General features: G+C 48.3%; 17 protein-coding genes. 10 read left to right on the top strand and 7 right to left on the bottom strand.

All coding sequences use genetic code 11. The annotated features are described in order from the left end of the window. Positions 1-42: 42 nt before the first annotated feature. From ACFVS2_RS22695 to ACFVS2_RS22665, 7 genes are all read left to right on the top strand, one after another. A complete protein-coding gene (locus ACFVS2_RS22695) occupies positions 43-1,371 on the top strand; it encodes a helix-turn-helix domain-containing protein (RefSeq protein WP_390237949.1) in 1,329 nt (442 codons plus the stop codon). A gap of 151 nt (positions 1,372-1,522) precedes the next feature. Continuing rightward, a complete protein-coding gene (locus tag ACFVS2_RS22690) occupies positions 1,523-3,109 on the top strand; it encodes a M4 family metallopeptidase (RefSeq protein ID WP_390237946.1) in 1,587 nt (528 codons plus the stop codon). Between the two features lie 294 nt (positions 3,110-3,403). Continuing rightward, positions 3,404-4,990 carry a M4 family metallopeptidase gene (locus ACFVS2_RS22685; RefSeq protein ID WP_390237944.1) on the top strand — a complete coding sequence of 529 codons (1,587 nt, stop codon included), beginning with the start codon at positions 3,404-3,406 and terminating at the stop codon, positions 4,988-4,990. 140 nt (positions 4,991-5,130) lie between these two features. Next, a complete protein-coding gene (locus ACFVS2_RS22680; RefSeq protein ID WP_390237941.1) occupies positions 5,131-6,081 on the top strand; it encodes an aminoglycoside phosphotransferase family protein in 951 nt (316 codons plus the stop codon). Positions 6,082-6,390: 309 nt separating this feature from the next. Further along, the gene (locus ACFVS2_RS22675; protein ID WP_390237938.1) at positions 6,391-7,089 is read left to right on the top strand and encodes a class I SAM-dependent methyltransferase; all 699 of its coding nucleotides are present in this window, start codon (positions 6,391-6,393) and stop codon (positions 7,087-7,089) included. A 137-nt stretch (positions 7,090-7,226) separates the two neighbouring features. Then, the gene (locus tag ACFVS2_RS22670) at positions 7,227-8,450 is read left to right on the top strand and encodes a Zn-dependent hydrolase (protein ID WP_390237936.1); all 1,224 of its coding nucleotides are present in this window, start codon (positions 7,227-7,229) and stop codon (positions 8,448-8,450) included. Between the two features lie 50 nt (positions 8,451-8,500). Further along, complete coding sequence (locus tag ACFVS2_RS22665; RefSeq protein ID WP_173620048.1) at positions 8,501-9,685, top strand: M20 family metallopeptidase; 1,185 nt, start codon at positions 8,501-8,503, stop codon at positions 9,683-9,685. Positions 9,686-9,767: 82 nt separating this feature from the next. Here ACFVS2_RS22665 and ACFVS2_RS22660 read toward each other — a convergent pair whose 3' ends face one another. From ACFVS2_RS22660 to ACFVS2_RS22635, 6 genes are all read right to left on the bottom strand, one after another. Next, positions 9,768-10,238, bottom strand: coding sequence for a DinB family protein (locus ACFVS2_RS22660; RefSeq protein ID WP_390237934.1), 471 nt, complete (start codon positions 10,236-10,238; stop codon positions 9,768-9,770). Between the two features lie 16 nt (positions 10,239-10,254). Beyond that, positions 10,255-10,758, bottom strand: coding sequence for a HugZ family pyridoxamine 5'-phosphate oxidase (locus ACFVS2_RS22655; protein WP_390237932.1), 504 nt, complete (start codon positions 10,756-10,758; stop codon positions 10,255-10,257). Between the two features lie 17 nt (positions 10,759-10,775). Continuing rightward, a complete protein-coding gene (locus tag ACFVS2_RS22650) occupies positions 10,776-11,555 on the bottom strand; it encodes an ABC transporter ATP-binding protein (RefSeq protein ID WP_390237931.1) in 780 nt (259 codons plus the stop codon). A gap of 1 nt (position 11,556) precedes the next feature. Then, the gene (locus tag ACFVS2_RS22645) at positions 11,557-12,552 is read right to left on the bottom strand and encodes a FecCD family ABC transporter permease (RefSeq protein ID WP_390237928.1); all 996 of its coding nucleotides are present in this window, start codon (positions 12,550-12,552) and stop codon (positions 11,557-11,559) included. 12 nt (positions 12,553-12,564) lie between these two features. Then, positions 12,565-13,560 (bottom strand): helical backbone metal receptor, encoded by a 996-nt coding sequence (locus tag ACFVS2_RS22640; protein ID WP_390237925.1) that lies wholly within the window; start codon positions 13,558-13,560, stop codon positions 12,565-12,567. 305 nt (positions 13,561-13,865) lie between these two features. Next, positions 13,866-14,459 (bottom strand): MerR family transcriptional regulator, encoded by a 594-nt coding sequence (locus ACFVS2_RS22635; protein WP_390237923.1) that lies wholly within the window; start codon positions 14,457-14,459, stop codon positions 13,866-13,868. 269 nt (positions 14,460-14,728) lie between these two features. On the opposite strand from ACFVS2_RS22635, the gene ACFVS2_RS22630 reads away from it, so the two are divergent. The 3 genes from ACFVS2_RS22630 to ACFVS2_RS22620 all read left to right on the top strand — a co-directional run bounded on the left by ACFVS2_RS22630 (position 14,729) and on the right by ACFVS2_RS22620 (position 17,422). Further along, positions 14,729-14,926, top strand: a complete 198-nt coding sequence (locus tag ACFVS2_RS22630) for a hypothetical protein (protein WP_007726095.1) — start codon at positions 14,729-14,731, stop codon at positions 14,924-14,926. 133 nt (positions 14,927-15,059) lie between these two features. Then, complete coding sequence (locus tag ACFVS2_RS22625; RefSeq protein WP_390237920.1) at positions 15,060-15,755, top strand: metal-dependent hydrolase; 696 nt, start codon at positions 15,060-15,062, stop codon at positions 15,753-15,755. A 1,208-nt stretch (positions 15,756-16,963) separates the two neighbouring features. After that, the gene (locus tag ACFVS2_RS22620) at positions 16,964-17,422 is read left to right on the top strand and encodes a TspO/MBR family protein (RefSeq protein ID WP_390237918.1); all 459 of its coding nucleotides are present in this window, start codon (positions 16,964-16,966) and stop codon (positions 17,420-17,422) included. Between the two features lie 12 nt (positions 17,423-17,434). Here ACFVS2_RS22620 and ACFVS2_RS22615 read toward each other — a convergent pair whose 3' ends face one another. Beyond that, complete coding sequence (locus ACFVS2_RS22615; RefSeq protein WP_390237917.1) at positions 17,435-18,727, bottom strand: amidohydrolase; 1,293 nt, start codon at positions 18,725-18,727, stop codon at positions 17,435-17,437. Between the last annotated feature and the right edge of the window lie 126 nt (positions 18,728-18,853).

Here is an 18,853-nt window from a genome sequence, read left to right as displayed (position 1 = left end):
TTATTGATCACAGAAGCAGTTCACGAGTAGGAAGAGATTGGTGTGAAAGAGGGAATTTTGTTGAAGCTGCGACTAGGCGTAATAGGCGCGGATGATTCACTTGCCATCATCGAATCAGTCATGCGAGAGTTTCCCGAAATTGAATACTTGCCGATTGTTTATTGGAAGGAAGAAGAGATCCTCGATCTGATCATGCCGCATGTGGATGAGGTGGATATGTGGCTTTTCTCCGGACAGGTCCCTTATGCCATGGTGAGCGAGTCAGGCAAGGTCCAAGTGCCGATGGCTTATGTGCCTCATCTCGGTGCGAGCTTGTACAGAACCTTGCTTCACCTGTCCCATCAATTGGGAATCCGGGTGGATGAAGTGAGCTTTGATACATTTTCACCAGAAGAACTGGTGCATTTTATGGATGAAGCGGGTATCGCTGGTGGTTACAAATGGCTTAAGCATTATGAGGGAGCAATCTCAGCCGATGAACTGGCGGATTACCACGAACAGCTTTGGAGGACAGGCAAGACAAAGGTGGCTGTCACCTGCTTGCGGACAGCAGATGTAGAGCTGGCACGGAGAGGTGTCCCTGTACATCGGGTTGTGCCGACACGTGCAGGCGTGATTTCGGTTATTCACATGCTTTTGAGAACGCACGAAATGCTTCACTTCAAAGATACCCAAATTGCCGTGCAGATGATGGAGATTGATCCATTTCGCGAGCTTGCGGGTGGCAACTTTTCCACAGATGAATGGCAAAATGCCGAGATCAAGACGATGGAAAAGCTGTTGCGCTACGCGAAGCATTTGCAAGGCTCACTAAAGACAGCAGGTCCCGGACGCTACGTCATTTTTACAACGCGGGGCAATCTGCAAGAAGTGACCCGTGACTATGCGACCATGCCGGATTTGGAAGAGCTGTTTGGCATTCGCGCTGATCTGGTGACGTGCGGAATTGGGATCGGCAAGACTGCTTATGAAGCAGAAATCCACGGTGGCGCGGCTTTGCTGCACGCCAAAGAGCGCGGGACAGGCAACTGGATGGTCTTCTTTGATGACAAAAGCGTCGTAGGGCCGCTTGGTCGTGATGAACAGATCACCTATCGGTATGACTCAGAAAAGCTGCAAGAGCTTAGCCAGCTTACCTCTTTAAGTGTCATGACGCTCGCCAAGCTTTACTCCATACTCAAAAAGCGAGGCTCTCAGGAAATTCATGCGACAGAATTAGCCTCATATCTACAAATTCTGCCACGAAGCGCCAGACGAATCCTGATTGAACTGGAGTCAAAGGGACTAGCGCAGGTGATCAGAGAAGAAAACCCACACCCGCGGGGCAGACCGCGAAAGGTGTATCGGATCGTATGGCAATCGCAATTGTAATAAATTTACCAATTAATCATTTCTTTCGGGAAATGATTTTTTTGTCGTTAAAAAATTGTTCTCAAATTCACATTTATGACAAATAATAAGAGATGTAAACAACTATGAACTTACATAAAAAACAATATTTTCCAAGGAGGAGTTAACAAGTATGAAAAAATCGGTTTTTGCAGTAACACTCAGCTTCGCATTAGGTACTTCTACCTTCCTGCCGCTAGCTGCGCAGGCCGAATCCGAAAGCATCGTCTATAGCGCTGAGTGGGATACCCCCGAATTTATTGGAGAAGAGTTCGAGGCAGAAGATCTGGATGGCGAAGACAAAGTTTGGGGATTCCTGGAGCAACATCAAGATTCCTTCCGCATTGACGGAGAAGTGAGAGATCACTTTAAAGTGCTTGATGAAGTGACAGACAGAGAGACAGACATGACTCACTACCGCGTACAAGAAATGTACGAAGGCATCCCGGTCTATGGTTATCAGCAGACGATTCACGTAAACGAGGATGGAAATGTAACGGCATTCCTCGGTAACTACGCGCCTGACCTGTCAAACAATGATAAGCTGACGGAAAAACCAAAACTCAAAGCAGATAAAGCGGTCAAAGAGGCCATCAAGGATTTGGAGGATGAGATTGACAAAGAAGTGGAGAAGTTCGAGGTGAAGCCAAAAGGGAACCTCTATATCTACATCCACGAAGAGGAATCGTATTTGGCTTACGAAGTGGAGCTGAATTTCCTCGATCCGCAGCCAGGGCGTTGGAAGTATTTCATCGATGCAAACACTGGTGACGTGATCAACAAATACAATATGCTCCATGAGATTACAGGAACGGGTACGGGGGTACTTGGTGACTCTAAGTCCTTCGAAGTAACGAAAGTAAGCAATACAAACTACACGGCGAAAGATACGACGCGCGGCAAGGGAATTGAGACGTACAATGCACGGAACAGATACACCCTCCCAGGCACGCTTGGCTCTGATACCGATAACAAATGGACAGATGGAGCACTTGTTGACGCTCATGCCTATGCACAGAAAACCTACGATTACTACAAAAGTGCACATAACCGCAACAGCTATGACAACAACGGTGCGAAATTGATTTCTACTGTCCATTACGGTACCAACTACAACAACGCATTCTGGAACGGCGTGCAAATGGTATACGGGGATGGAGATGGAAGCGTATTCCGCCCATTGTCTGCTGGCTTGGATGTCGTTGCACATGAATTAACACATGCTGTTACAGAAAAAACAGCCAATCTGATCTATCAAAATGAGTCCGGTGCGTTAAATGAATCCATCTCTGACATCTTCGGGGCAATGATTGACAACGATGATTGGCTGATGGGTGAAGATGTATACACACCAGGAACGCCTGGAGATGCACTGCGCTCTCTCGAAGATCCAACAGTTGCTGGTGATCCTGACCACTACAGCGATCGCTATACGGGTCCAAATGACAACGGAGGCGTACACATTAACAGCGGTATCAACAACAAAGCGGCATATCTCCTCTCAGAGGGTGGTTCACACCACGGTGTAACGGTCACAGGCATCGGTCGCAATGACACAGCAAAAATCTACTACTACGCTCTAACAAACTACCTCAATCCAAACTCTAATTTCTCCGCTATGCGACAAGCAGCTATTCAATCCGCTACAGTTCTTTTCGGTGCTAATTCCCAACAAGTAGAATCAGTAAAAGATGCGTATGATGCCATTGGAGTGCAATAATCAAATAAAGTATTTTGTTACACGAAATATTTGTCATACTATTTGAAAAATTGCTTTGCTCCTATTGTGGGGGCAAGGCAGTTTTTTGTATGTTGGTGGTAATTGAAAGGTGTATCGAATCGTAAGGGAAGTATAATTGTAATAAATTTACCAATTAATCATTTCTTTCGGGAAGTGATTTTTTTGTCGTTAAAAAATAGTTTTCAAATTCAGAATTTTGATAAATAATAAAAGATATAAACAACTATGAATTTACATAAAAAACAATATTTTCCAAGAAGGGGTTTAACAAGTATGAAAAAATCGGTTTTTGCAGTAACACTCAGCTTCGCATTAGGTACTTCTACATTCCTGCCGCTAGCTGCGCAGGCCGAATCCGAAAGCATCGTCTATAGTGCTGAGTGGGATACCCCCGAATTTATCGGAGAAGAGTTCGAGGCAGAAGATCTGGATGGCGAAGACAAAGTTTGGGGATTCCTGGAGCAACATCAAGACTCCTTCCGCATTGATGGAGAAGTGAGAGACCACTTTAAAGTGCTTGATGAAGTGACAGACAGAGAGACAGATATGACTCACTACCGCGTGCAAGAAATGTACGAAGGTATCCCGGTCTTTGGTTATCAGCAGACGATTCACGTAAACGAGGATGGAAATGTAACGGCATTCCTCGGGAACTACGCACCTAACTTGGCAGATAATGATAAGCTGACGAAAAAACCAAAGCTCAAGGCAGATAAGGCAGTCAAAGAGGCCATCAAGGATTTGGAGGATGAGATCGACGAAAAAGTGGAGAAGTTCGAGGTGAAGCCAAAAGGGAACCTCTACGTATATATCCACGAAGATCAATCGTATTTGGCTTACGAAGTGGAACTGAATTTCCTCGATCCGCTACCAGGCCGTTGGAAGTATTTCATCGACGCGCATTCGGGTGATGTGATTAACAAATACAATATGCTCCATGAGATTACAGGGACGGGTACAGGAGTACTAGGTGACACCAAATCATTCGAAGTAACGAAAGTAAGCAATACCAACTATACGGCGAAAGATACGACGCGCGGCAAGGGAATCGAAACGTACAATGCACGCAACAGATTAGTCCAACCTGGTACTCTTGGTTCTGACTCGGATAACAACTGGACAGATGGAGCACTTGTCGACGCTCATGCCCATGCTCAGGCAACCTACGATTACTACAAAAACGCACATAACCGTAACAGCTTTGACAACAAGGGTGCGAAAATCATCTCTACAGTCCATTACGGTAGAAACGATAACCGCGCATTCTGGAACGGCGTACAAATAACATACGGGGATGGAGATGGCCGCTTATTCCGCCCATTTTCCGCTGGCTTGGATGTCGTTGCTCATGAATTAACTCACGCTGTCACAGAACGAACAGCCGGTCTAATCTATGAAAACGAGTCTGGTGCGCTGAACGAATCCATGTCTGACATCTTCGGGGCGATGATTGATAATGACGATTGGTTAATAGGTGAAGATGTATACACGCCAGAAACGCCAGGAGACGCACTGCGCTCTCTCGAAGATCCAACAGTGGCTGGCGATCCTGACCACTACAGCAATCGATACATCGGTCAAGCAGACGAGGGAGGCGTTCACACTAACAGCGGGATCAACAACATAGCGGCATATCTCCTCGCAGAGGGTGGCACACACTCCGGTGTAACGGTCACAGGCATTGGACGAGATGACACAGCAAAAATCTACTACTACGCACTGACAAACTACCTCAATCCAAACTCTAACTTCTCTGCTATGCGACAAGCAGCGATTCAATCTGCGACAGCTCTGTTCGGCGCCAATTCCCAGCAAGTAGAATCTGTAAAAGATGCGTATGACGCAATTGGCGTACAATAATCAGGTCAACTATTTCGTTATTCGAAACAATTGACGTACTATTTGAAAAATTGCTTTGCTCCTATTGTGGGGCAGGGCAATTTTTTGTATGTTGGTGATAATTAATTGCGTGTGTATAGGGAGTTAGAAAGGAGTACCACATGGATCATTTCAAAACCATATTGAGACACCATTACGATATAGACGCTGTTGATGTTACCCCTCAGCAAGGAGGATGGTCGGCGCTTGCTTATAAAGTCATCAGCGACCAGCAAGCCTATTTTTTGAAGGTCTATGAAAAAAGCAGAGCATCTACGCCCAAGTGGACTGCACTGATCGATAAGTATGTTCCCATTATCCAGTGGCTATCACGTCAGACTAGACTACAAGGCAAACTTCCAGTTCCGCTACTGACTAGAAACGCTGCGTATAAACATGAAGATGACATGGGTATCTATCAACTGTTTGCCTATATTGAGGGGAAAACCATTGGGAATCAAGCGTTAAACTCGTTGCAAGTTCGCCAGCTAGCAGAAATCGTAGCGGAGTTGCATTTGTATGGGGAAGAAATCCCGGTCAGTACGGCTGCCATCAAGGAAGACTTCCGTATCCCATTTGCCAAGCAGTTTAGAGAAATGCTGAACGAAGCTATCCACCGTCTGCCTGATGATGTGGATGAAATCGTCAAACCTTTTGCCAACATACTGGCTACGCGTATGAATGATTTGGAGATGATTGCTGAGGAATTGCGAGGCAGTGAGGTAAAAATGAAGCTTTGCCATACGGACATTCACAACTGGAACCTGATGCAATCTGGTCAGCAGCTCATTCTCATAGACTGGGAAGGATTAAGGCTGGCTCCGGTAGAAGCCGATCTGATGTTTTTGGTAGATCAGCCTTTTTTTGAGGAGTTTATGGCTATCTATCAGATGACACATACAAATTATGTGGTCAATCGACAAGCGTTGGAATTCTATCAAATCCGACGTAGGTTGGAAGATATATGTGAACTACTAGAGCAGCTTTTGTTTGATGAGCAGGAGGAACAGGATCGAGTAGGGACGATCGGGCATTTGAAAGGGGAATTGAGGAAGATAGAGGTAGAGATTTAATTGTAGGAGGAAGAGTGAATTTGAACTACTCTATTCTAGATAACGTAGAAGAATCTCCATAAGGAAAATGAAGAAGAATGTTGAGGTTTGTGGCGCTTCTTGACAGATTGTATCGGTATAGTTATTGTGGATACTCAAAGTCTTTAATTAATATGTATCTCCCAAGAGGGCTTCAGGCGCTAACGGAGTCCTTGTAATTGTCTAGGACAGCGCCAATTCTTTCGAAAATTACAGATATTATCTATCTGTAAAAACTTTATACCTAGAATACTTTTCGTGTATCTCATACTGAAACAATGGAGGTTACCGATGAACGAAGAAATTACATTCAACTCCAAAATGGTTCTTGCGTACGATGCTAACACGAGAATCTCGATTCCCATCTATGATTTTTTATTCACAATGGTCCAATCCTATTTTCGAGCTCAATTGGGAGAAAAAGCGGCATCATTGCTCGTCATTGGTGCGGGCGGTGGAAATGAACTTGCAGCATGGGGACCGTCTAACCCAAAATGGACGTTCACCGGAGTCGATCCTTCTGCCGAGATGCTTGCGATGGCGAAAAACAAAACCGTCCAACTGGGGTTGGAAAGCCGCGTCCAACTCATTCAGGGAACGATAGACGATGTGCCACATCCAGAATCGAAGTACGATGCGGCGAGTTGTATCTTGGTTCTGCACTTCATTAACGATGAGCAAGAGAAGCTGAAGCTGCTCAGGGCCATTAAGGAGCAATTGAAACCGGGGGCTCCCTTCGTACTGGTTAGTGCGTACGGAGACCTCGATGATGCCGAACTTCGAAACAGATTAAACATATGGAAAAGCTTTTTTTTGGATGTGGGATACGAATCAGCGAAAGTAGAAGAGATGGGTAATACCATCATGACAAAAGCTTCTTTTCTATCTGAACCTAAAATCGAACAGCTATTGAGAGAAGCTGGCTTTACGAATATAGGCAGGTTTCATTCTACGGGACTTTTTGGGGGATGGATTTGCCATGCGGAATGAATAGCGGCGGAAGTCTTGGACTTTATTTCGGGGTCCATGGCTGCAGCCTTTTCAAAATAGACAGACTATTATACAATTAAGGACATAACCGTTAATCAGCCGTTATTGGCTCTGCATAGAAGGAGGAGTGGCGCGTCATGATCAATTCGGATCGATTGTGGGATCGATTGGGACAGCTTGGCAACATTGGGAAGCAAGAGGCGGGCGGCATCACGCGGTTGTCTTTTACGCCTGAGGAACGGGCAGCAAAGGATCTCGTCACAGGCTTTATGAAGGAAGCAGGTCTCACCGTTCGCGAAGATGAGGTTGGGAACTTGATTGGGCGAAAAGAAGGAAAAAATCCGGCCGCTCCTGTCGTTTTGGTTGGCTCGCATATCGACTCCGTACCAAATGGCGGCGATTATGACGGCCCACTTGGCGTACTGGCTGGCGTAGAAGTTTTACAGACGATGCAGGAACAGGGGATCGAAACAGAGCATCCGATCGAAGTCATCGCGTTCACGGATGAAGAAGGAACGCGTTTTGGTTACGGGATGATCGGCAGTCGCGGTATCGCGGGTCTGATCAAGCGTGACGAGCTGGAACAAGCAGACAAGAATGGGGTCACGATTGCTGAAGCAATGCGGCAAACGGGGCTTGATCCGGACCGCACCAGTCTCGCCACGAGAACTCCCGGAAGTGTGAAAGCGTATGTGGAGCTACATATCGAGCAAGGCAAGGTACTGGAGAGCCGTGGGCTATCTGTTGGGATCGTGACAGGAGTGGCGGGACCGCTCTGGTTGAATTTCGTGCTAGAGGGGGAAGCCGGTCATGCCGGGGCAACGCCGATGAATTTGCGCCGTGATCCGCTGGCAGCCGCCGCTCAAGTGATGCTTGCCATCGAGGAAGAAGCCGGACGGACAGGAACCAGTGTAGGGACGGTTGGAAGGCTGCAAGCTTTCCCAGGCGGGGTGAACGTCATTCCTGGACGAGTCGAGTTTTCACTTGATTTGCGAGATGTGGACGAAGCAATCCGCGATGAAGTGGAACAGCGCATTTACGAACGGGCAAGAGCGATCTGTGATAAGCGCAATGTGACGTTGAAAGTAGAGCTGCTGCAACGCATAGCTCCTGCTGTATGCTCGGACGATATCCAGAATGCTGTAGCCGAAGCGTGTGAGGCAGAAGGCTTGGAAGCATTTAGACTGCCGAGTGGGGCAGGGCATGATTGCATGCAGCTAGTTGAGCTGTGCCCGGTTGGTATGATCTTCGCTCGATCCAAGGATGGCATTAGCCACAACCCGGCAGAGTTCACGACAAAAGAGGATTGTGCGAACGGAGCGCAAATACTGTACCGCACCGTTTTATCCTTAGCAAACTAGGCATAAGAGATAGTAAGTGGGGGAGCCACGTAAATCAGGAGGAGAGCGGCATGACAGCAACGGCAGTGGTAACGCTTAATAAGGCGGTCGAAGAAATCAAGGATCAGGTAATCGCGTGGAGACGGTATCTGCACGAAAACCCTGAATTATCCTTCCATGAAGAAAAAACAGCACAGTTTGTATACGAGACACTGCTTACCTTTGGCAATCTGGAAGTGTCCAGACCGACGAAAAACAGTGTGATGGCCAGATTGATCGGTTCCCAGCCTGGGAAAGTGCTCGCCATGCGCGCTGACATGGACGCATTGCCGATTACGGAAGAGAATACGTTTGAATTCGTATCGAAAAATCCTGGCGTCATGCATGCGTGCGGACACGACGGACATACTTCTATGCTGCTCGGAACGGCAAAGCTGCTGTCCGGGATGAAGGATCAGATCAAGGGAGAGGTTCGTTTCTTCTTTCAGCACGCGGAGGAAGTATACCCAGGCGGAGCAGAGGAAATGGTACAGGCAGGTGTCATGGACGGCGTAGATATGGTGATTGGTACGCATCTGTGGTCGACGATGGAATTTGGGACAGTGGGTATCTGTCCAGGTCCAATGATGGCAGCTCCTGATACATTCTGGATCACCGTTCTTGGAAAAGGCGGACATGCGGCGCTCCCGCATGAAACGATTGACAGCATCGCGATTGCAGCACAAGTGGTGACCAATCTCCAGCACGTCGTATCCCGCAATGCGGATCCACTCGATAATCTGGTTCTCTCTGTCACACAATTTGTGGGGGGAACGACACATAACGTCATTCCGGGTGCTGTAGAGATTTGCGGGACAGTCCGCAGCTTTGACAAAAATCTGCGCGAGTCCGTTCCGGGACTCATGGAACGCGTGATCAAAGGCATTACAGAAGCACACGGCGCGGGGTACAAGTTCAAGTACGAATTTGGCTATCGCCCGGTTATCAACGATGCCGAAGTGACGAAATTGATGGAAGAGGTCGTCGAAGAATCACTGGGAGCAGAATGGGTAGAGCATATGCGTCCAACCATGGGTGGTGAGGATTTCTCCGCCTTCCAGCAAAAAGCGCCAGGTTGCTTCTTCTACGTCGCTGCTGGAAACAAAGAAAAAGGCATCACATATCCGCACCACCATCCACGCTTTACAATCGACGAGGATGCGCTCGAAGTCGGCGTAAAAATGTTCGTCAACGCGGCAAGAAAAATCGTGATGTAACGAGAGTGGCACACATACAGAAGAGCTTCCAGTCAAGAGAGACGGGAAGCTCTTTTTGGCGTGCGAAAGGCTGTATCAAACCTTAGTGGGTGAGTTCTTTTTCTTTGGTGTGAAATGATTTTTGAATCTGCGAAATTTGTCCGGCATGGATACCCGTGTGATACATGAGGCGACCCAATGCTTCTAAAGGAGTAGAAGACCCCAATGGCGTTTCAACGGGCTTGTGCCAAGCTTCCTCTGGTAAGTCACGCATCGCATCGATCAAGTGTTGGTTGGAAGCGGACATGAAATCAGCGAGCTCTTGCACGTTGGTAAAGGCAACTTTGGTTCCGGTAGGACCGTTTTTCGTCAATAGCTCTACGTCAGCTGGGATGCTCCGACCGAAAAACCATTCGGCAAACATGTACTCGACCTCAGCGCTATGGCGCAGCATATACCCGATGGAGACTGCATTCATGCTCAAACGTAAATCTTGTTCAGGCAAGCTTTTCGCAGTCTTGTGAAAACGTTCCTGGATGGTGAGCCAAAGTGTCAATGCGGTTGAATAGGTCATGAATGATGCCCCTCCGTTATTTTTTGGATGTGTGACCATCTCGGTTGACGTGGACAAATTTATCGGCTGTCAGGTCAATGTCGTAAGCCTGACCGAACCCAGCTACATAGCGTCCCTCTGATGGTGTCAATTCGAACAAGGAAAAATCAAGGCCGCGCAGCATATCCATCATGTTTTTTCCGAATGACTGTGCAAACAGCTCGAAAATCTCTTCGTACCCAGCATTACCCAAATTCAGGGCCGAACACACGAAGCGAGCGCGTTGGCGAGCAAACAGATTGGTGGCTTTCGACTCGTCTTCAATGAGCATGGCATCGACTGCCGGATTTTCTTCCATGTAGCGATAGTGATTCGCAATTTTACTAATGTAGATGTAGAACTTTCCATCGTATTTGACGAACGGGGCGTAGGAGAGAAACGGTTTTCCATGCTCGTCGACCGTGCTTAACATGAGTGTTTTCATGTTCGCAGCAAACGATTGGTACTGGGCCTTCATCGCTTCCTTATCCATCGCTTTCATACGAGCACCTCACTTGTTTAGTTTGCTTTTTTCAAAATGTGAATCCGTGGGCTACCGCTGTCTGGCGTGTACTGAATCTCGGTTTCGACACCGTACACGCTGCGAATCAGCTCCATCGTAAGTACATCTTGAGGTTTTCCAAAAACACGCAGGCTTCCGTCTTTGATCACACAAATTTTATCGCTGTAGGCGCTAGCGTGATTCAAATCATGCAGCACCATGACAACCGTCAGCTTCAAATCCTGATTGAGCTTGCGAACGAGCTCAAGCACATCCAGTTGATGGGCGATGTCCAAATAGGTAGTTGGCTCATCGAGCAACAAGATTTTCGGTCGTTGAGCCAAAGCCATTGCGATCCATGCACGCTGTGCTTCCCCGCCAGACAGAGAGACGAGGTAGCGGTCCTTGTAGCTGAGCATACCGGTTTGTTCCAAAGCCCACGTGACGATCTCGTAGTCTTCGCCACTCAGGCGCTCAAACCATTTTTTATGGGGAACCCGACCGTATCCGACTAGCTCTCCTACGGTTACGTCTGACGGGCACGTGTTGGATTGGCAAAGCATGCACATGATGCGAGAGATTTGCTTCATACTCAGGCTGTTTAATTCTTGATCTGCAATACAGACACGGCCGCTTTCACAAGGAATCAGCCGTGAAATTGCTTTGAGAATCGATGATTTTCCTGAACCGTTTGGACCAATGATCGAAACAACCTCTCCTTCTTGGATATCGAGGGAAAAGTCATGGACGATGGCCTTCGGACCGTAGCTGATGTTTAACGATTGCACCTGTAACATGTCACATGCCCCCTTTTCGCATCAAGTAAAGGAAATAAGGTCCACCCACGATTGCCATCACGATCCCGGCAGGAATCTCCAAAGGAGCGAATGCAGTTCGACCAAACGTATCGGCAACAAGCAAGACAAGAGAGCCAAGCACGAGGCTAAACGGCAAGCCCAGACGGTAATCAGAGCCGACGAGCATGCGAGCCATGTGCGGCACGACTAGTCCGATAAACCCAACAAGGCCGACAGTCGATACCGAAACAGCTGCTAGATAGACCGCGATGATAGAGAGAGAGAGGCGCAAGCGATGCAAGTTCTGCCCTAAATTGTGAGCGACTTGTTCTCCGAGGCGTAATATGTTTGCCTGCAGGATCGATAATAGCGCTGCGATCCACCCGACGATCGAGTAGGGAAGCATCACCATGACATCGACCATGCCTTTTCCGGACAGACTGCCATTCATCCATTGTAGCGCACCCGGTAGCTTGTCACTGTACAGGATGGACAATAACCCGATTGCTCCACCGAATACAGCATTGACGGCAACTCCCGATAATATGATGCGCACAGGTGTTAATCCGCCCTGTTTTTTCCAAGCCATGGAGTAGACCATGCCTGCTGCTACTCCGCCACCAATGATGGCAGCTAGGGGTATCAAGTAAGAATAGTCGGGCATGACCAGCATGATGAACAACACCGTAACGGCTGCCCCGCTGGATACGCCCGTCAAGCCTGGATCGGCAAGCGGATTTTGCATGACTGCTTGCAGGAGGGCACCCGATGCAGCGAGATTGGCCCCAATCAATAGTGCGAGAAACACACGCGGAATCCGGATATCCCACAGGATGGTTTGGCTGGCGGCATCGCCGTGTCCAAGTATGGTTTCTATTGTTTCGGCAAGCGTGAGGCGCACGCTCCCCAGACCAATGGAGAGCAGTACAGCTACAACGAGCATGACACAAGCTGTCACCAAGAGAGCTGCTTTCCTGTTCGGAATGTTCTGGGTCACTGGAAAAACTCCTTATTCGGTATACAGGATGTTTGCGAGCTCCTCGTAGGCAGCCGGGACTTTTACTAGAGAGGCGATCCCGAATGTGCTGTAGTCGAGTGCTTTCATTTTGCCATTTTTGAATGCGCTCAGTTTTTCCCATGCGCCGTTTTTCTTCACGTCTTCTTCGAACTTTTTGGTCACTGCACTCGGATCGCCATGCGCTACCAGTAAAATGACATCGGGATTGGCAGCTACGATCGATTCCATGTTGAGCGGCACGTATGTTTCGGTTTGTTTCAGGACATCGGAAGCGACGTTGGATGCGCCGAGATTGCGGGCGAGGCTTCCGACAAATGTATTTTCATTCATGACCATAAGGGCTTCGGCTGAACCGAACAAGAACAATACTTTGGGAGCGGGTTTCCCTTTGGTTGCGTCTATGATGGTTTTTTCTTTTTCCACGATGGATTGGAGAAAGGCTGTTGCTTTCTCTTCCTGCTTGAACAGGCGTCCGAGTACGACGGTAGACAGTTTGAGCTCGTCGATTGAGTCTACAGGAAAGTACGCGGTAGACAGCGCGGCGGGCTTGAATTTTTTATCGATGCTCGCTTGGATGGAGGTAGGGCCGAGAATGACGTCAGGCTGAAGCTTCGCGACCTGCTCCAAATCAGGCTGGTGAGAAGTGCCGATACGCGGAACAGTGTCGAGGGAGGCTGGCAGTTTGCTGCTTGTCGTCGGTACGCCTACGGGAGTGACACCCAGTTCGTTCAGTATCTCGGTAATCGCTACGGAAACGGTCACGACTTTTGTAGGTGACTGGGTTTTGAATTGGGTGAGTAGCTCTTCTACCTTCTTTTCATCTACGCTGATTGTAGGAACGGCTTGTTGGCTTGATGTCGACGAGTCCGACTGTGAGCTGGTAGCTGCTTGTTGTGTGGCAGCTTCGGGGGACGCGGAATTGCTGCATCCAACTACACCTGTCAATAGCAAAGCAATCATCCCGGTTTTCCATCCTGCATGTTTCAATGTACGTAGCCTCCTGAAATTTATGATAATGAGAATCAATCTCTATTGGATCGATTATGATTATATAGAGAATGATTACTATTATCAATAGAAAATTTCCATAGAAAAGAATGGCGAAAACAGGAGAAAAACCGCGGAAAAAGAGGAAAAGTAGAGGCGTTTTGTGATAAGCGCGAAGGCTGCCCGGAGCAACTGTATGGAGCGTATATCATGCGGATCTGGCCATTTCGTAAGCGAGACGTCCGGGCATCCTAAGTCAGCTGGCAGCAAGAAAAAGAAAGCAACCATTTAAATCTTGCAGCCTTCTAGCGAATCCGAAAAAGCTTCTGCCAGATCGATGTTTTCCGTTCAGCGTCCCTGATTTTGGCTAACTCGATTTTGGCATCCATAATGTCATTCATTGCCTTGGTCAAGCGGCGATCACGTTCCTTCAGGTTGTTGGTAATATAGGTTTCCTGCTTTTCTACACGCGCTAACAGCGCAAAGTACGCGGCGTCTTGTTGCTGGACATGGGAAGCCAAGGCATGTAGCTTTTCATCCAGCTCTTCAAGTGCAGCAGTATGGTTTAAAGCCGGATGTGAGGAAACAGGGGGGAATGCAACCGCAACGGCCGTTTCCTTTCGGGCAGGTTCAGGTGAGCTTTGCGTAGCAACCATTCGGGCAGCTTCATCTTGCGGAATGAGTTGATCCTTGGTTAAGCTATAGAACCGCTGAAGACACGTAATATCTACCTGCCTGTACTCCCGACGATTCTGACTATCCCGTAAAAACCAGTAGCCGTGCTGTTCTAAGAGCATGCTCCACTTGCGCAAGGTGCTCGCCCCAATACCTAACAGACCCGCAACATCTTTGCCACTGTATGTTCTCTCCCGTGCCAATAATTCGATAACCTCTCCCATGGAAATCCCTCCTCTGCGTAAGTCTGCTCATCTCTTGCTATACCGTTTCTGTACGTGAAAATGGTTTTCCTTGTGGAATCGTGCGACAAAATCTCACAGTGTTCGTAAACGGAGGGCTATTTTGGCGTCAATTTGTCACCAGACGACAAAGTTGTTGAAAATGGGGACAAATGACGGACGGGTACAAGTACATTTTCTCTTTGACTCCGCTTTTGCTCAGTAGGGCTATGCCAAATGTTCATAGGATGCATAAGAAGGAGGGATTAACCATGGCATTCAAAGACCAGGTAAAAAAATTCGAAGGCAGAAATGTTAGGGTTGCCACTGTAGAAGGTACTTTTTTCGGTCGTCTGGTACAAGTAAAATCGACCACCATTATTTTGGAAGAGCGCAATGGTAATCGCCGCACCATTATTCGTGATTCGAAAATTATTGCCGTTACAGAGCATGACGGCGACGATTGCTAAGTACTGATTGTAGAAAATTAGGATTTGTTTCTCAGGCTGTCGAGTGATCGACGGCCTTTCCTATTCTTTACACCCTGCGGCATGGTAACATAAAAGGGACTGAAAAAATGCTGCGAATAGAGGGGGTACCACAATGTTGGATATTCGTTTTCACGGACATTCTTCCGTGCAGGTAACAAGTGAAGGGCATTCAATTATGATTGATCCATTTATTTCAGGAAGCCCAGTAGCAGCAACCAAGCTGGAAGACATCTCGGTTCAGTACATCCTTCTGACACATGGACACCAAGATCATATTTTGGATGCGGTAGAGTTGGCCAAGAAAAACGATGCGACAATCGTTGCAACCCATGAGCTTGCTACCTATTTGAGCTGGCAGGGAGTCAAGACCATCTCGATGAATCTGGGAGGCTCTGTCCAACTGCCATTTGGAAAAGTGAAAATGACACAGGCGTTCCACAGCTCCGGTGTCGTGCTGGATGATGAGAAACAAATCGTGTACATGGGAATGCCAGGGGGCTTTGTGATCGAGCTGGGTGGAAAAACGATCTATCACGCAGGGGATACAGGACTGTTCGGTGACATGAAGCTGATCGGAGAGCGTCATAACATCGATTTGGCGTTCCTGCCGATTGGAGATGTGTTCACAATGGGACCTGAGGATGCACTCGTGGCTGCCGAGTGGGTACAAGCCGATTTTGTTGTGCCCATTCATTACGATACATTCCCGCCGATCAAGCAGGATGGGGAAACTTTCGTAGCCGAGCTGGCTGAGAAAGACATCAGAGGCAAGGCATTGAAGCCAGGGGAGACATTGCGTCTGCCATAACACGATCTCGATACATAGAACCGCTAATCTACGGAAGATGAGATTAGCGGTTTTTTTATGGAGTTTCTATGTATGTGGCTGCGGTGGGGAGAAGAATATTTCCAGTCTAGGCTCCAGGCTCCGTCCTGCTGAGGGCTAAGACTGTCCGCTCCGAAGGGATTCGCGGGGAAACGCAAAAGTGGTAGCCGCTTCGACGCAGGGGCACGCCTAAGTTTCTGTTGCCCGCAAATCCCTTCTCCGCTCGGTAGGACTCCACAAGTCGCTACGTCTGGAAATATTCTTCTCTGTCGTAACTGATTAGGTTCTTCTATCTTTTCAGGTATTAAAAACTCGGATCACACGGAAAGCTCGTAGAGGAAACAGGAGAAATAAGCGAAGATCTTTGGTACACCGACCGAGACGCAATGAAAAAAAGAGAAACAAGCTCTTAGCGTCCACCTCTGAGACGCCTCTTGAATGGACCACTTTGGACGCGGGTTTCGCTTTTTTTCATGGAGTCGGGCAGTCAATCGCCCAGCGGGTGGCCCAAGAAGCTGAGCGTTTTCTCCTGTTTTCTCCCAGCACTACAGCAGCAACTTGAGGTTCCTAGTATGTGGCTACGGTGGGGAGAAGAATATTTCCAGTCTAGGCTCCAGGCTCCGTCCTGCTGAGGGCTAAGACTGTCCGCTCCGAAGGGATTCGCGGGGAAACGCAAAAGTGGTAGCCGCTTCGTCGCGTGGGCACGCCTAAGTTTCTTTTGCCCGCAAATCCCTTCTCCGCTTGGTAGGACTCCACAAGTCGCTACGTCTGGAAATATTCTTCTCTGTCGTAACTGATTACGTTCTTCCATCTATTAAGGAATTAAAAACTCGGATCACATGGAAAGTCCGTAGAGGAAACAGGAGAAATAAGCGAAGATCTTTGGTACACCGCCCGAGGTGCAATGAAAAAAAGAGAAACAAGCTCTTAGCGTCCACCTCTGAGACGCCTCCTGAATGGACGACTTTGGACGCGGGTTTCGCTTTTTTTCATGGAGCCGGGCAGTCAATCCCACAGCGGGTGGCCCAAGAAGCTGAGCGTTTTCTCCTGTTTCCTCTCCGGCACTACAGCAACGTACAAGTTTTCTCCCATACGATAAAGAAATCTCTGAAACTAGCATGAAAAGAGAACGACCACTCATAGATATAGAAGAGAAAGAAAAGAAAGAAGAGGAAAGGGTGACTTCCTGGATGAGATTGGTGCACAATATTCTTCTATTTCTTGCAGGAGTGGTCGTTTATTCACTAGGTGGTCTTGCTTTTCCAGACGGTGGGGCCTGGTATGATTCCCTTGCCAAGCCCGATGGAACACCGCCAATCTACTTGTTTCGTATCATCTGGCTCATTTTATACGCGCTCATAGCATGGTCGTTACTGATCTTGATTCAAACGAGGCAGATAGACCGGGAGCTTTTGCTTCTATATGGAATCAATTGGTTTTTTCATCAACTTTTTTTCGTGTTGTTTATTGGCTATCAACTGCTCGTATTGGCTGCGCTGGATACCATTCTGGTGATGTATTCGACATGGGTGCTGATTCGCGCCATTCGTCCCCACCACAAAATCGCATCCTCACTGCTCATTCCCTCTTTCATGTGGAGCATGTTTGCGATGTGTCTCGCAATTGGCTTCTGCCTTCTCAACCTGTGAGCACAATAGCAATTACAGACCCTCGACGAGTCGGCTGGCTCGTGCTGTCGCTTCTCTCTTTATTTCCTCCCAATGGAGGGTTTGGAATTGGCGCTGATGCATCAAAATTTCTCCGTTCACAATGGTTGTATCCACATCGGCTCCTGTCGCGCTGTATGCAAGCAGGGCAGGGATGTCATGGACAGGCTGCAGGTGCGGTTTATCTAGATCGATCAGGATGAGATCAGCTCTCTTCCCAACTTCCAGAGTTCCGACTTCGTGATCGATCGCAAGCAGCTTCGCACTTTCGATGGTAGCCATGCGCAAGGCAGCTTTGGCAGGCAGTACCGTCGGATCGCCGTGCTTGAGCTTTTGCATCCAAGTTGCGGCTTTGATCTCGGCAAACATATCGAGAGTCGTAGCACTGCCAGCACCATCTGTTCCCATCCCGACAGTGACCCCAGCCTCGATCAGCTCTCTGACAGGGGAGATGCCGCAGCCGAGCTTCAAATTGCTGACAGGATTATGTGCGACGCCGCCTCTCATCCCGCGAAGAAGCGCGACATCGGATTCATTCAAATGAACAGCATGAGCGAGCAAGACGTGGGTGTCGTGGAACATGCCCAGTTCATGCAAATACTCCGTGGGAGTCTGATTGTACTTGGCCCGGATTTTCTCTCCTTCTTCAATTGTTTCAGCCAGATGGATGTGGAGCGGGATTTGGCGCTCGCGGGCAAGCTCGATGACTCCTTGCAGAGGCTTCGGCGGGCATGTATAAGGAGCGTGCGGACCGAGCATCGTCGTGATTCTGCCATCGCCAGCCCCCGTCCAGTTGTCGATGAGGTCTAAGGCTTCTGCCATTCGTCGTCCTCCGTCATCCTCGAAAAAGACCATGCCGCGAGTCAAGGAAGCGCGTATCCCGGAATCAAGTACCGCTTGGGCAACCGCATCCATATGCACGTACATATCGGCAAAAGCGGTCGTGCCAGAAGCGATCATTTCCGCGATCCCGAGTGTCGTCCCCCAGTACACATCTTCTCTTGTCATCCGGGCTTCAGCTGGCAGCATCTTTTTGTCCAACCAATCCATCAACTTGAGGTCATCGGAAAAAGCACGCAGCAAGGACATGCTGGCATGATTGTGCGCGTTGATGAGACCAGGCATCGCTACCTTATTTTTAGCCAGTATGACACGGTCTGCTTCCTCTTCAAGGGAGGGGCCGATTTTGGCGATTCGACCATCCACGATCCAAATATCCCCGAGAAATGGCTTCTCTCCCTTAACCATCGTCAATATCATGCAGTCTTTAATCAGTAACGTTTTCATGGGAAAATCCTCCTTATTATTCCTGTTAGCGATGCAAGCGTAAAGCTTGACGCCGCGAGAAAGTCAAGGAGGGAATTTTTAGAAAAAAAGAGAACAAATTCAGAAGAGCTGTGCTGAGCTTCGTGA

Source organism: Brevibacillus sp. NPDC058079 (genome assembly GCF_042885155.1).
Taxonomy (GTDB): Bacteria; Bacillota; Bacilli; order Brevibacillales; family Brevibacillaceae; genus Brevibacillus.
Note: the sequence above shows the minus strand (reverse complement) of the source record. Positions and strands in the feature narration are given on the sequence as shown.